This window comes from Glaciihabitans sp. INWT7 (genome assembly GCF_014217685.1).
Taxonomy (GTDB): Bacteria; Actinomycetota; Actinomycetes; order Actinomycetales; family Microbacteriaceae; genus Lacisediminihabitans.
Genome location: NZ_CP043653.1, coordinates 340854 through 355396 on the forward strand (window position 1 = coordinate 340854; position 14543 = coordinate 355396).

General features: G+C 65.5%; 11 protein-coding genes. 10 read left to right on the forward strand and 1 reads right to left on the reverse strand.

Going from position 1 to position 14543, the window contains the following annotated elements:
- Positions 1-53 precede the first annotated feature (53 nt).
- The 4 genes from F1C58_RS01755 to rplL all read left to right on the forward strand — a co-directional run bounded on the left by F1C58_RS01755 (position 54) and on the right by rplL (position 4395).
- Positions 54-899 (forward strand): NAD(P)-dependent oxidoreductase, encoded by an 846-nt coding sequence (locus F1C58_RS01755; RefSeq protein ID WP_185202322.1) that lies wholly within the window; start codon positions 54-56, stop codon positions 897-899.
- Positions 892-2508, forward strand: coding sequence for a hypothetical protein (locus tag F1C58_RS01760; protein WP_185202323.1), 1617 nt, complete (start codon positions 892-894; stop codon positions 2506-2508). Before F1C58_RS01755 ends, F1C58_RS01760 begins: the two co-directional genes overlap by 8 nt.
- 931 nt (positions 2509-3439) lie before the next feature.
- Positions 3440-3955 carry a 50S ribosomal protein L10 gene (gene rplJ, locus F1C58_RS01765; RefSeq protein ID WP_185202324.1) on the forward strand — a complete coding sequence of 172 codons (516 nt, stop codon included), beginning with the start codon at positions 3440-3442 and terminating at the stop codon, positions 3953-3955.
- 56 nt (positions 3956-4011) lie between these two features.
- Positions 4012-4395, forward strand: coding sequence for a 50S ribosomal protein L7/L12 (rplL, locus tag F1C58_RS01770; protein WP_185202325.1), 384 nt, complete (start codon positions 4012-4014; stop codon positions 4393-4395).
- Between the two features lie 427 nt (positions 4396-4822).
- Here rplL and F1C58_RS01775 read toward each other — a convergent pair whose 3' ends face one another.
- Positions 4823-5836, reverse strand: coding sequence for a LacI family DNA-binding transcriptional regulator (locus tag F1C58_RS01775; protein WP_185202326.1), 1014 nt, complete (start codon positions 5834-5836; stop codon positions 4823-4825).
- A 306-nt stretch (positions 5837-6142) separates the two neighbouring features.
- Between F1C58_RS01775 and F1C58_RS01780 the strand changes: the two genes are divergently transcribed.
- From F1C58_RS01780 to F1C58_RS01805, 6 genes are all read left to right on the forward strand, one after another.
- Positions 6143-7519, forward strand: a complete 1377-nt coding sequence (locus F1C58_RS01780) for an ABC transporter substrate-binding protein (protein WP_185202327.1) — start codon at positions 6143-6145, stop codon at positions 7517-7519.
- 138 nt (positions 7520-7657) lie between these two features.
- Positions 7658-8791 carry a carbohydrate ABC transporter permease gene (locus tag F1C58_RS01785; RefSeq protein ID WP_185202328.1) on the forward strand — a complete coding sequence of 378 codons (1134 nt, stop codon included), beginning with the start codon at positions 7658-7660 and terminating at the stop codon, positions 8789-8791.
- Positions 8788-9765, forward strand: coding sequence for a carbohydrate ABC transporter permease (locus F1C58_RS01790; protein WP_185202329.1), 978 nt, complete (start codon positions 8788-8790; stop codon positions 9763-9765). The genes F1C58_RS01785 and F1C58_RS01790 overlap by 4 nt, the downstream gene beginning before the upstream one ends.
- Positions 9766-9993: 228 nt before the next feature.
- Positions 9994-11832, forward strand: a complete 1839-nt coding sequence (locus F1C58_RS01795) for an ABC transporter ATP-binding protein (protein WP_185202330.1) — start codon at positions 9994-9996, stop codon at positions 11830-11832.
- A 108-nt stretch (positions 11833-11940) separates the two neighbouring features.
- On the forward strand, positions 11941-13305 hold the full coding sequence (locus F1C58_RS01800) for a cystathionine beta-synthase (protein ID WP_185202331.1): 1365 nt from the start codon (positions 11941-11943) through the stop codon (positions 13303-13305).
- 22 nt (positions 13306-13327) lie between these two features.
- A complete protein-coding gene (locus F1C58_RS01805; RefSeq protein WP_370543680.1) occupies positions 13328-14479 on the forward strand; it encodes a cystathionine gamma-synthase in 1152 nt (383 codons plus the stop codon).
- Positions 14480-14543: the final 64 nt, after the last annotated feature.

The window sequence follows — 14543 nt, forward strand, 5'->3', positions numbered from 1 at the left end:
CGGCGCGCAGAGGGATGTCAGACTGGAGACCCCCCCAGTTGTTAGGAAGTCTCGTGCGAATTGCAGTCACAGGCGCCAGCGGGAAGCTCGGACGCGCCGTCGTCGAGCGTCTCCGTGCGTCCGGAAACGCCGTCCATGCCCTCGATGTGGTCGGAGAACGCGGCCCCGGATTCACCCGGGTCGACTTCACCGACTACGGCCAGACCGTGGATGCACTGTTCGGTATCGACGACCGTCACGATGGCCTCGACGCGGTCGTGCATCTCGCCGCGGCGCCGGCTGGCGGAATCCTGCCCGACTCGCAGACCTTCCACAACAACATGTCGGCGACTTTCAACGTGTTCCAGGGCGCTCGACGTGCCGGAATCAAGACCATCGTCTACGCGTCGAGCGAGACGGTACTCGGCATCCCCTTCGAGACACCCCCGCCGTACATCCCCCTCGACGAGGAGTACGACACCCGCCCCGAGAGCATCTACTCGGTCACCAAGCACCTCGAGGAGCAGCTGGCTCAGAAACTGGTGCGCTGGGATCCCGAACTGAGCATCGCCGCGCTGCGGTTCTCCAACGTGATGGACGTCGCCGACTACGCGCCGTTCCCGTCCTTCGACGCCGGTGCCGGCATCCGCAAGTGGAATCTCTGGGGCTACATCGATGCCCGGGATGGCGCCCAGGCCGTCGAGCGCGCTCTGAAGCTCGCCCGGCCGGGCTTCGAGGCCTACATCATCGCTGCGGCCGACACCGTCATGTCCCGCTCGAGTGCGAGCCTCGCCGCCGAGGTCTTCCCCTCCGCCACCATCACTCGCGAACTCGGCGAGCACGAGACGCTGCTGTCCATCGAGAAAGCCCGCCGGGTGCTCGGCTTCGAGCCGGAGCATTCCTGGCGGGACCATGCGTAATGCCGGTCTCGCGCTGAGAAAGGCTGTCGTCGTCGTCGTCCTGGCGGCGGCATCGCTCTTCGCCTCGGTGGGCCCCGCCAGCGCCCTCGATGAACCGCGGGTTCCCGAGAACATCAGCCAGTATTTCGCGGTCAGCCTCGTGCCCCGTCTCGTCGACCTGTTCGGCGCGAAGGCCGGCGCCGAGGTCGTATTCGACGGCACGGCGAAAGTGGGAGCGATCCATCGGGTGCTGTCGTGGACCACGGGCTTCCTCTCCGGTGCGAAGACCGACGAACCGACCCAGATCACCAACACCTGGGTCGCCCCGATCACGGCGGCGGATGGCACGGTAGCCGGTGTCGCCACGGTCTGGATCAATCCCGCGAGCGACCAGCCCGAACTCGCCGACTTCTCCTCCGGTCCGGCCCTGGCAACCGCTCTCGCGACGGCACCGACCGGAACCCTGCTGATCCGGGACGACCCTCACGCGGCCTGGTTCGCCACCGACGGCACGACCCTCACCCCACTGGTGAGCGGCTCTTCCGGGGTCGCCGCACCGACGACTCCGGATGCCTACCAGCGGAAGTTCACCCTCGCCGCGCCAGGCCCCGTCGTGTCATCCCCCAACAGCGGCTTGCTGATCGCGGTGCTCGTGCTCGGCGTCGTTGTCGTCTTGCTCGCCGTGTTCGTGCTGCTCCCGGACCGCCGCCGTCGTGCGGCGGCGGCGGTGCCGGAACAGTCGGGCAACCCCGCCCCTCCCGGTGATGCGACCGACGGGTCGTCGGCGGAATCTTCCGAGGGCGTGCCTTCGCCGGCCGGCGCCGACGATGCGCCGTTTGCGGAAGAGGTGCCTGCGGTGGTGGAGCCTGCGGTTGGGTCTGCGGCCGAGACGCCTGCGGTGGTGGAGCCTGCGGTTGAGTCTGCGGCAGAGACGCTTGCGGTGGTGGAGCCTGCGGTTGGGAAGGTTGCGACGCCGGCAGTGGCGAAGCCTGCGGTGGGGAAGGTTGCGACTGCGAAGCGCGCGGTTGCGAAGTCTGCGGTTGTGAAGTCTGCGGTTGCGAAGCCTCCCGTAGCTCAGCCGGTGATCGTGAACCCGTTAGTCGAGAAGCCTTCGTCGGGACAACCTGCCGCCGCGGAACCGTCTGCCCCGCGCCCCATTCCCGCTAAACGAGCATCCTCCAAGCCCCCAGCTGCGAAGCCGGCGGCGACGAAGCCGAACCCCGCGACGCCGGCGACCGTGGAGCCTCCCGCTGCAAAAATTGCTGCCGCTCCCGCGGAGGCTGCGTCCGGTCGCGTGGCATCCACGAAGCCGGCGGCACCCAAGTCGAGGGCTGCGACCATGAAGCCTCCCGCCGCGAAGCGTGTGGCTACGAAGCCTGGTCTTGTGGGAACTGCTGCCGTGGAACCGGCTTCCGTGGAAGCTGCTGCCGTGGAACCGGCTGCCCCGGGACCTGCTGCCGTGGAAGCTGCTCTAGGGAATCCTGCGTCCGCTCGACCGGCATCCACGAAGCCGGCGACACCCAAGTCGAAGGCTGCGACATCCGCGACAGTGGCCCCGCCTGCGGCGAGCCCGACCACCGCGAAGTCCACGGCAGCGAAGCGTCAGCCGGCTCCCAAGCAGACTCCGTAGGGCAACCGCACCTCAGGGTCGTTCTGCCAGCGTGAAGCTACGTGATCGTTTAGCGGCTTCTCGCCGGGAAGTAGAACGTCTTCTGGCCGGTCCAGAGGGCGCCACCCGTCAGAAAGAGCTTTCTCAGAGGACCGGGCCAGCCGTATGTGACGGGCGGGGGCGGGGCTATCGACGAGGTGCCCCGGGGAGGTGCGGCCACTTGGCCAAAGTGTCCCGCTGGGCGTACGTTGCCGAATGTTCCCTTCGGAGGCGCCCGACCGTCAGAAACTGCCCTGTCGGGGGACCGGGCCAGCCGTATGTGACGGGTGGGCCCCGGCGGAGCGCCGTTTCGCCGGGGTGCCCCGGGATGTCGTTCGCCACCCAGCCACGGCGCCCTGCGAAGCGCGTCCATCCGTCACAGACTGCTGCCAGGGACCGATGGGTCAGCCGAATTTGACGGGTCGCCAGGTCGAGGTCGGCGCCCGCGCCTTGACCACGCCACCACGCGCGGCGCGACCGCGAGGCGACCGCGCCGCCCGCGCGCCGCCCACGCGGCGCGCGGTCGCCCCGCCGCACCGCGACCGCGGCCCCGGGCCACGCCCGCATCGCGACCGCCCCGCCGCACCGCGACCGCCCCGCCCGCACCGAGACCGCCCCCCGCGTCCGCCCGGCCATGGGGCTACCACCCCGTGACTTGCACCGACCCGACACATCCCGTACTCTGAACAGAGCCAAAGACCGCCGGTTATCGGTGTGCCGCGATTCAGCAATGATGAGTAGCCCCGATCGAAGGTTCGAAACATCTGTAGCGGATGCGACGAAAACCTGCGCAGGTGTATTGAGAAGTCCCTTCCGGGTTTTGCTCCGTGCGCTTGCGCCGGAGCCTTTTGCGTTTAATGCGCCGCGGTCCAGGTCGAAGACATAATGCACCACCAATCCACCTAGGAGCCACATGGCGAACAAGGAAGCTTCGGTTGCCGAGCTCACGGACAAGTTCCGCGACTCGACCGCCGTACTGCTCACCGAGTACCGCGGGCTCACTGTTGCTCAGCTGAAGACGCTGCGCACCACCCTCAGTGAGCACGCCACGTATGCCGTGGTGAAGAACACGCTGACCAAGATTGCGGCCAACAACGCGGGGATCTCGTCATTCGACGAGGACCTCGTCGGTCCGTCCGCAATCGCATTCGTACACGGCGACCCGGTCACCGTTGCGAAGGGTCTTCGCGACTTCGCCAAGGCAAACCCCCTGCTCGTGATCAAGGGAGGTTACTTCGACGGTAACCCCCTCACGCCGGCAGAGGTCATCAAGCTCGCCGATCTCGAGACCCGAGAGGTGCTGCTGGGCAAACTGGCCGGCGCCTTCAAGGCTTCGCTGTTCGGTGCTGCCTACATGTTCAACGCACCGCTCGCCAAGGCCGTTCGCACGGTCGACGCGCTGCGCGAGAAGCAGGATTCCGCCTCCTAATTCCCTCACCGGATTAGACAGTGCGGCTTAAACACGAAACAACAAGGAGAAAAATCATGGCAAAGCTTTCAGGCGACGACCTCATCGAAGCATTCAAGGAGCTCACGCTCATTGAGCTCAGCGAGTTCGTCAAGAAGTTCGAAGAGGTCTTCGAGGTCACCGCTGCCGCCCCCGTCGCGGCTGCCGCTGCCGGTGGCGCTGCTGCCGTCGTCGAAGAGGTCGAGGAGAAGGATTCCTTCGACGTCGTCCTCGAGTCGATCGGTGACAAGAAGATCCAGGTCATCAAGGAGGTCCGTGCCCTCACGAGCCTCGGCCTCGGCGAGGCCAAGGCCGTCGTGGACAACGCCCCCGGCGTCGTGCTCGAGGGTGTCAACAAGGAGACCGCCGAGAAGGCCAAGGCTCAGCTCGAAGAGGCCGGCGCCACCGTCACCCTCAAGTAGTCATCCCCGGATGACGCCCCGCGCGGCGTTCTCCGGAGCAGGATAGCGACGGCCCCCGTGCCCGCCCTCGAGGCGCACACGGGGGCCGTTCTTCGTGCCGCGGCAACCAAGATCCGCATAAGTGAGCGTAGTTGCGGTTTCTCGCGGTGTCCACCATAATGAGGACTCGTAAGGGCCGTATCCTTGGGCCTGCGCACCGCACAGAAATCTTTTTGTACCCCACGAAATCTTCATTCTGGACAGCCTTACCCTCTGGCCAGCACACGGATGATCTCGAGAAACCAGCCTCGCGGCGGATGCTCCACAGCAGGTTCTCCGCGGGAGGGGACACGACCACCGTGCACACAGACAGCCCGCGATGGGTGCCCTCGACGAGAGGGCGCCCCTCACCGGTGTCGCGCTGCCGGATGCGAGCGGCGCTTCAGGATCAGTGGGGCGGGGCGGTCGTGCTGCGGCGCACAACGAAGTCGATCGCTACCCCGATCCGCTCGTCGACCGCGAGTGCGGCTTCCGGTCCCAGTCGTTCGAGGATCAGCTGAACGGCATGCGCGCCCTGCTCCCCCGGGTGCTGCTCGAGGGTCGTGAGCCCGAACATCTCGGCGAGGTTGTGCCCGTCGATTCCCACGACCGACAGCTGCGCAGGCACGGCGATCCCGAGCTGGCGCGCGGCGAGGATCACCCCGATCGCGATCTCATCGCAGCCCGCGACGATCGCCGTCGGTCGCGTGGCGGGGTTGGAGAGCACCGCGAGCGCCCCGGAATAGCCCCCCGGAATCGAATAGGGCACGGCGCGAAAGTCGTCGGGATGAGACAGTCCCGCGGCAGCGAGAGCCCGGCGCACACCGGCCAGGCGCCGGGAGTGGACGGCGAAATCCATCTGGTGGTTCTGATCTCCGCCGAGATGCATGATGCGCGTGTGACCGAGGCTCACCAGGTGCTCGGTGAGAAACTGGGTCGCGGCCTCGTCGTCGATGCTCAGGGTCGAGATCGCCGGTATCTCCCCTCCGATCCCCACAATGGGTTTGCCGAGACCCTTCAGCGATCGCACCTCGTGGGCGCTGAGCGAGATGCCGATGGCGATCACGGCATCCACCCGTTTGCGCGCGAGGAAGTAGTCGAACACCCGCTGTCGTCGCACGGGGTCGTCGTGCAGCTGATAGAGCGTGAGGTCGTAGCCCGCCGTGATCAGCGCACTCTCGATTCCTTCGAGCACCTCGGCGAAGAACCAGCGGTTGACGAAGGGGATGACGACCCCGACGGTGCGGGTGAGGCCGGTCGCGAGCCCAGAGGCGATGGATGACGGCACGAAGCCGATCTCGGCCGCGGCGTGCTCGACGCGAGTGCGCGTCTCTTCCGAGACATAGCCGTTGCCGCTGAGCGCGCGCGACGCCGTGGACTTCGACACGCCAGCGAGGCGAGCGACATCAGCGATTGCGCTCAAGAGGACCTCGAATTCGACAACATTGACGAGCGATGGCTCATCCTATGCACACAGGTGCCGTTGTGGGAAACGCACCACATTTCCATGGGTGCGCTCCCACGCTCGATCCCTGTAATGACGGGCTTCGAGGAGAGCGTGACTAAAACGTTAGGTTCTAGCACGGAACAAGCGCTTGCATAACGATCCCATCGCCCGTACCTTGTCCAATGGAACCGGTTCCCCATGGCGAGCGTCCGAGCGTCGATCTCGAAGCGGACTGGATCCACCCGTATGGCCCAATCCCAACCCTCAACGAGGAGGAGTCACATGAGTCCCACCCTGCTCCGCAGCGCAGCACACAGCAAGAAACTCCATCGCCGCATCACCGCACCGATCGTGTTCTTCACGATCGCCGGCCTCGCACTCGCGGGCTGCTCATCGTCCGGCGGGGGAACCGATACCTCCTCCAAGGGCCCCGGCGACGCCGGCAAGGCCGACGGAGTCGTGACCATCTACGGCACGATCGTCGACACCGAGGCAGAGCTCCTGCAGAAGTCCTGGGCGGACTGGGAGAAGAAGAACAAGATCACCATCAAGTACGAGGGCTCCAAGGAGTTCGAGACGCAGATCAGCGTTCGTGCACAGGGTGGTAACGCTCCCGACATCGCGATCTTCCCGCAGCCAGGCCTCCTCAAGGACCTCGCCTCGCGTGACTACATCCAGCCGGAGCCCACTGAAGCAGCGGCCAACGTGAAGAAGAACTGGTCGAAGGACTGGGCCGGCTACGCCTCCTCCGGCGGCACGCTCTACGCGTCGCCGCTCATGGCGAGCGTCAAGGGCTTCATCTGGTACTCCCCGGCGAAGTTCGCCGAGTGGGGCGTTGAAGTTCCCAAGACGTGGGACGAGCTCCTCACCCTGACCAAGACCATCCAGGAGAAGACCGGCACCGCACCGTGGTGCGCCGGCTTCGGATCGGATGCAGCAACGGGATGGCCCGGAACGGACTGGGTGGAAGACCTCGTTCTCCGCCAGGCCGGTGCGGCGACCTACGACAAGTGGGTCAACCACACGATCCCCTTCACCGATCCCGCCATCAAGAAGGCCTTCGACTCGGTCGGGGACATCCTCCTCAACCCGAAGTACGTGAACGCGGGTCTTGGTGACGTCAAGTCGATCAACTCCACGCCGTTCGGCGATGTTGCCCGGGTCATCGGAAACGGCCAGTGCGCAATGACCCACCAGGCATCCTTCTTCGACGGGTTCATCCAGGACCCGAAGAACGGCAACGCGACTGTCGGACCGGACAAGCAGGTCTGGGCCTTCATCACTCCGCCGATCGATGCCAGTGCAGGCCCGGCCGTCACCGGTGGTGGCGAGATGGTTGCCGCGTTCTCCAACGACGCAGACACCAAGAAGGTGCAGGCTTATCTGTCGAGCGGTGACTGGGCGAACAGCCGCGTCAAGCTCGGTGGTGTGATCAGCGCCAACAAGGGACTCGACCCGGCCAACGCGTCGAGCCCGATCCTGCAGGAAGCCATCAAGACGCTTCAGGACCCGAAGACCACCTTCCGCTTCGACGCATCAGACCTGATGCCCGGTGTGGTCGGTGCTGGTTCGTTCTGGACCGGAATGGTCGACTGGATCAACGGCAAGTCGACGGACGAGGTCTTGAAGACCATCGACGCGTCGTGGCCGTCCAAATAGCAGTTCTCGTCATCTAGGTAGTACCCAGCGCGAAAGGCCGGCAGAGAAAACTCTTTGTCGGCCTTTCCGCGCCCCATAGCTCCGGTGTCTAATACATATGCACGCTCATGAGTCCACCGCCGTACTCGAAAGGGCACAATGTCAGATTTCTTCAACTGGATCTCCACGCTTCCCGCGTTAGCTCAGATCCCCCTCGTCGTCGGCGCGTTCGTCGTCGTCGTCGCCGTCATCCTGTTCTTCGTCGAGATCGCTCCGCGATCTGGACGTCGTTACACGATCATCCGTCTCGCGGTCTGCGTCCTCGCGCCGCTGGCGATATTCGTCTTCCTCGGATCCGTAGCCTGGGCCGCCGCTGTCGCCGCGGTTCTCGGCGGGGTCTTCTTCCTCCTCGACTACCGGTCGAAGCAGGGAGCGGGCTACCTCTTCCAGCTGGTCGGATTCCTCGCCCCGGCGCTGATCCTGCTGCTGATCGGCCTCGTCTACCCGACGATCCTCACCGCGATCGCCGCATTCCAGAATAACCGCGGCAACCGGTTCATCGGCTTCGAGAACTTCGTCTGGATCTTCACCCAGCCCACCGGCATCCGGGTCGTGCTGAACACGATCATCTGGGTGCTCATCGTCCCGGCATTCTCGACAGCGATCGGTCTCGCCTATGCGGTGTTCATCGACAAGTCACGCGGTGAGAAGTTCTTCAAGATCCTGGTCTTCATGCCGATGGCGATCTCCTTCGTCGGCGCGTCGATCATCTGGAAGTTCGTCTACACGGCCAGGCCGGCCGGGCAGAACCAGATCGGTCTGCTCAACCAGATCGTGGTGCTCTTCGGTGGCCAGCCGACCGACTTCGTGGCGAATTCGCCCTGGAACACCCTGTTCCTGATCGTCGTACTCGTCTGGATCCAGACCGGATTCGCGATGGTCGTGCTTTCGGCAGCTATCAAGGGCGTGCCGACGGAGCAGTTGGAGGCCGCAGAGCTGGACGGGACGAACGCCTGGGAGCGGTTCATCAACGTGACTGTGCCCGGCATCCGCTCATCCCTCATCGTCGTGCTCACCACGATCTCGATCGCCTCCCTGAAGGTGTTCGACATCGTGCGGACCATGACGGCCGGCGCCAACAGCACGAGCGTCATCGCCAACGAGATGTACACGCAGTGGAAGGGATTCGAGAACGGCCGCTCAGCGGCCTTCGCGCTGGTGCTCTTCGTGCTGGTCTTACCCATCGTCGTCTACAACGCACGGCAGATTCAGAAGCAGAGGGAGATCCGATGAGCGCCGTCTCACCCATCGATGTGCCGATCGACGTCGCGACCAAGCGACAGCTCGGTGCCGGCGAACGCACCGCGGAACGCAGCGTCACCAAGCGCACCAAGAAGCGCCTGACCAGTCGCGGCGCGACGATCGCGTCCCTGATCATCGCGCTGCTCTGGACCGTCCCCACCTTCGGGCTGTTCATCTCCTCGATCCGTCCGGCCGCCCTCATCAACACCACGGGCTGGTGGACCATCTTCCAGAATCCCGGGTTCACCTTCGACAACTATTCGCAGGTTCTGAAGGCCGGCAACAGCCAGCTGAACCTCGGGCAGGCCTTCATCAACTCGATCGCGATCACGCTTCCGGCCACGCTCATCCCGCTCACGCTCGCGAGCCTCGCGGCGTATGGCTTCGCGTGGATGAACTTCAAGGGCAAGAACTGGATGTTCATCGGGGTGTTCGCTCTGCAGATCGTTCCGCTGCAGATGGCTCTCGTTCCGCTGCTCAGCCTCTTCTCCCGAGGCCTCAACATCGGGGGCGTGCAGCTCTTCGCCGGGCTCAACGCGAGCGGCTCGTACACCCAGGTGTGGATCGCCCACACGATCTTCGGGCTCCCGCTCGTGATCTTCCTGCTCCACAACTTCATCGCGGAGCTTCCGGCAGAACTGATCGAGGCGGCGCGAGTGGATGGCGCGGGGCATGGCCAGATCTTCTTCCGCATCGTGCTTCCGCTCACCATGCCGGCCATCGCGTCGATCGCGATCTTCCAGTTCCTCTGGGTCTGGAACGACCTGCTGGTCGCCCTGGTGTTCGCCGACGGTGAGGTCGCTCCGATGACGAAGCTGCTCGCCGAGATCACCGGTGGACGCGGCCAGGACTGGCAGCTGCTCACCTCTGGTGCGTTCATCTCCATCCTCGTTCCGCTCATCGTGTTCTTCGCACTGCAGCGGTTCTTCGTGCGCGGCCTGCTCGCGGGGAGCACGAAGGGCTGAGGCTCCGCTTGCCGACGGCCTCCTTCGAGACCGTGGCAGGTGCACGCGCTTGCGGCGGGAGTGACGACTCCCGCCGCAAGACTCTGCGCCGTCTGGCACGAGTCGCCTCGGTCGCCCCGACGCGCCGCGGCATTCCGCTGGCGGCGAATCCACAGCGGCAGTGTCGCCATCGGTGCGTAAAGTGAGCGAGTGAGCGGAATGCACGGCGGTAGTACCCCAGTGGGGCGGATGGGTAAGCAGCGCACGCGCATCAGCGGTTCCGATCCGGATGCGCAAAAGGCCGAGAACGCGGACGCGCCGCGCATCCCGGACCTGCTCGCCCGCATCGCGCAGCTGTTCCAGCCGCACCGCCGCGCGCTTGCGGTCACGGCCGTACTCGCCATCATCAGTGCCGGGCTCTCGGTTCTGCCCCCACTGCTCACCCGCCAGGCCTTCGATGTCGGCCTGTTCCCGGCCTCCGGTCGCCCTGATGTGCCGGTGCTGCTCGAGATCGTCGGCCTGATGATCGTGATCTACGTCTCCTCTGCGGGGCTCGGCGTCTGGCAGACCTTCCTCACCGCGACCGTCGGCAACCGCGTGATGGGAGCGCTTCGGGTGCGACTGTTCGGGCACCTCCAGAAGATGGAACTGGCGTTCTTCACCCGCACCAAGACCGGCATCATCCAGTCCCGCCTGCAGAACGACGTCGGCGGGGTCTCGAGCGTGCTCACCAACACCGTTGCGAGCGTGCTGGGAAACACGGTCACCGTCGCGGCGGCATTCGTGAGCATGCTGGTGCTGTCGTGGCAGCTCACCATCGTGGCCGTGATCCTCATGCCGATCCTGGTGATCGCCCAGCGCCGGGTCGGGCGGGTGCGCGCCAAGATCGCGACCAAGACCCAGGAGTCGCTCAGCGACATGACCGCCATCACGCAGGAGACCCTGTCGGTGTCGGGCATTCTGCTGGCCAAGAGCTTCAACCAGCAGGGCACGGAGGTCGCACGGTACAGCGACGAGAACGACAACCAGATCCGGCTGCAGGTGCGCGAGCAGATGAGCGGCCAGTGGTTCTTCGCGATGGTGCAGATCTTCCTCGCCATCATCCCTGCGGTCATCTACATCTGTGCCGCCTGGCTGCTCTTCCAGAACGTGGCGGTGACCGCGGGCACGATCGTCGCATTCACCACAGTGCAGGCCCGGCTCATGTGGCCGCTGCTGGGACTCATGCGCGTGGCACTCGACCTGCAGACCTCCCAGGCCCTGTTCGCCCGCATCTTCGAGTACCTCGACCTGCACCCCGCGATCTCGGATGCCCCGAACGCCCACCCCGTGGACCCGGCGCGTCTCGGTCGAGTCGAATTCGACGACGTGGTCTTCGCCTACCCCGACTCCGGAGACGGCACGCCTCCCACCCTCAAGGGCGTGTCCTTCACCATCGAACCGGGTCAGTTCGCCGCTTTCGTCGGGCCGTCCGGGGCGGGCAAGACCACAGTGTCGTACCTGATTCCCCGCTTCCACGAGGTGACCGGCGGGCGCATCCTCTTCGCCGGGGATGACGTGCGCCAGCTCGAGCAGGACTCGCTGGTGGCCAACATCGGAATCGTCAGCCAGGAGACCTATCTGTTCCACGCGACGATCGCGGAGAACCTCCGCTACGCGAAGCCGGGAGCGACGGATGCCGAGCTCCAGCAGGCGGCCAGGGCCGCGAACATCCACGACACCATTGCATCGTTCCCGCTCGGCTACGACACGGTAGTCGGTGAGCGAGGCTATCGCCTGAGCGGAGGGGAGAAGCAGCGGATCGCCATCGCGCGCGTGCTGCTCAAAGATCCGCGGGTGCTCATCCTCGATGAGGCCACCAGTGCGCTCGATTCCCTCTCCGAACGGATCGTGCAGGACGCGCTCGACACCGCCTCCGCTGGCCGCACCACGATCGCGATCGCGCACCGCCTTTCGACCATCGTGTCGGCCGATGTGATCTTCGTGGTCGACGCCGGCCGCATCGTGGAGCACGGCACCCATGCCGAGCTCACGGCCCAGGGTGGCGTGTACGCCCGTCTCTACGCGCAGCAGGTTTCGCAGATCTGAGGGCTGGGGCGCCCCTCTCCCCCCCCCGTCTCGCGGGGGAGCGGAGGATGTCTCGGGCGGCGAATGCGCCGGAAACCCCCTGAGGCCCGCTGGTAGATTGGCGGCACTATGAAGTTCGCCAACACCGTGATCGACCTCGTCGGCAATACCCCTCTCGTGAAGCTCAACCGGGTGACGGAAGGCATCGCCGCCACCGTGCTTGTGAAGGTGGAGTACCTCAACCCCGGTGGGTCGTCCAAGGACCGCATCGCCACCCGCATCATCGACGCGGCGGAACGCGAGGGGCTGCTGAAGCCCGGTGGCACGATCGTCGAACCGACCTCTGGCAACACCGGCATCGGGCTCGCGCTCGTGGCCCAGCAGCGGGGGTACCGGTGCGTCTTCGTGCTGCCAGACAAGGTGGGCGAGGAGAAACGCAACGTGCTTCTGGCGTATGGCGCAGAGATCGTCGTCACTCCGACCGCCGTGGCTCCAGACAGCCCGGAGTCTTACTACTCGGTCTCGGATCGGCTGGCCCGCGAGATCCCTGGGGCGTTCAAGCCCAACCAGTACTCGAATCCCAACGGCCCACTGAGCCACTATGAGACCACCGGCCCGGAGGTCTGGCGCGATACCGAGGGCGAGATCACCCACTTCGTCGCCGGCGTCGGCACCGGTGGCACGATCAGCGGTGTGGGCAAGTACCTCAAGGAGGTCTCGAACGGCGCTGTCACCATCATCGGGGCCGATCCGGAGGGCTCGGTCTACTCCGGCGGCACCGGTCGTCCCTACCTCGTCGAGGGTGTGGGAGAGGACTTCTGGCCCGAGGCCTACGACGGTTCTGTGGTGGACGAGATCATCGCCTCCTCCGATGCCGAGTCCTTCGACATGACGCGACGTCTTGCCCGCGAGGAGGGACTGCTCGTGGGAGGGTCGAGCGGCATGGCCGTGGCATCCGCCCTCAAGGCCGCTCGTACGCTCCCGGCCGACGCGGTGATGGTGATCCTGCTTCCGGACGGCGGCCGCGGCTATCTCAATAAGGTCTTCAGCGAGAAATGGATGCAGTCCTACGGCTTCACGCAGGTCTCCGACGAGAAGACGGTGGGCGATGTCGTCGGCCACAAGAGCGGCTCCCTCCCGGCCCTCGTGCACGTGCATCCCTCCGACACCGTGCGCGACGCCATCCAGATCATGACGAAATACGGCGTCTCCCAGCTGCCCGTGCTGTCGGCCGAGCCGCCTGTCGTCATCGGCGAGGTCGTCGGGGCGATCGAAGAGAAGAGCCTGCTCGAGCAGGTTTTCAGCGGCGATGCGAGCATGACCGACCCGGTGGGGAAATTTATCGGAGCCCCGCTGGGTTTGATCGGTGTGCACGAATCGGTGACCTCCGCACGCACTGCCTTCGGCAAAGCGGATGCACTGCTCGTGACCGAGGACGGCAAGCCCGTCGCTGTCGTCACACGGCACGATCTGCTCACGTTCCTCTCCGACTGACCCCGCCACAGAAAAGACCATCGTGACCGACTTCTCCACCCGCGCCATCCATTCGGGCCAGGCCTTCGACCCCACCACCGGCTCGGTCATCCCGCCGATCTACCAGACCTCCACGTTCGTACAGGAGAGCATCGGCGAACTGCGCGGGGGCTACGAATACGCCAGAAGCGCCAACCCCACCCGGGATTCCCTCCAGCACCTCGTCGCCGACCTCGAGGGGGCGAAGCACGGTTTCAGTTTCTCCTCCGGTCTCGCCGGCGAAGACACGCTCCTGCGCTCGATCCTCGTGCCGGGCGACCACGTGATCATGGGCAATGACGTCTATGGCGGAACCCATCGGCTGGTCAACCGTGTCTTCGTGCCCTGGGGCATCGAACTCGACACCGTGGAGATGACGGATCTCGACGCCGTTCGCGCGTCGATCCGTCCGAACACCCGCGTGCTCTGGGTGGAGACCCCGAGCAACCCGATGATGAAGATCAGCGACATCACGGCTCTCGTGGAGATCGGGCACGCCGCGGGGGTCATCGTCGTCGTGGACAACACCTTCGCATCTCCCTATCTGCAGAACCCGCTCGCCTTCGGGGCCGACGTCGTCACCCACTCGACGACGAAGTATCTCGGCGGCCACTCGGATGTGCTCGGCGGCGCCGTCGTGCTCAACGACGATGAACTCGCCGAGAAGCTCGGCTTCCTGCAGTTCGCCATCGGTCCGGTCTCCGGGCCCATGGATGCGTGGCTCACCGTTCGCGGCATCAAGACGCTCGCCGTGCGCATGGACCGCCACTCCGCGAACGCACAGGCGATAGCGGAAGCGCTGGTCGGTCACCCGGCGATCGAGCGTGTCTACTACCCGGGCCTGTCCGACCATCCCGGCCACGAGCTCGCCGCTCGCCAGATGCGGGGATTCGGCGGGATGCTCTCGGTGCAGCTCGTCGGCGGGCCAACGGCCGCCCGACGCTTCGCCGAGTCGACCGAGCTGTTCCAGCTGGCCGAATCGCTCGGGGGAGTCGAGTCGCTGATCGGGTACCCGACGGAGATGACCCACGCCTCGGTGCGGGGGACGGCGCTCGCTGTGCCGGAGAACCTGGTGCGGTTATCGGTGGGAATCGAAGGTGTCGACGACCTTCTCGACGATGTGCGGGGCGCTCTCGAGCGCGCCACCACCAGCTGAGACACATGCATACCCGGTTCATAGCCGGGGTATAGTCCTCGCCGAGAGCGGCCGCCGAGAGTGT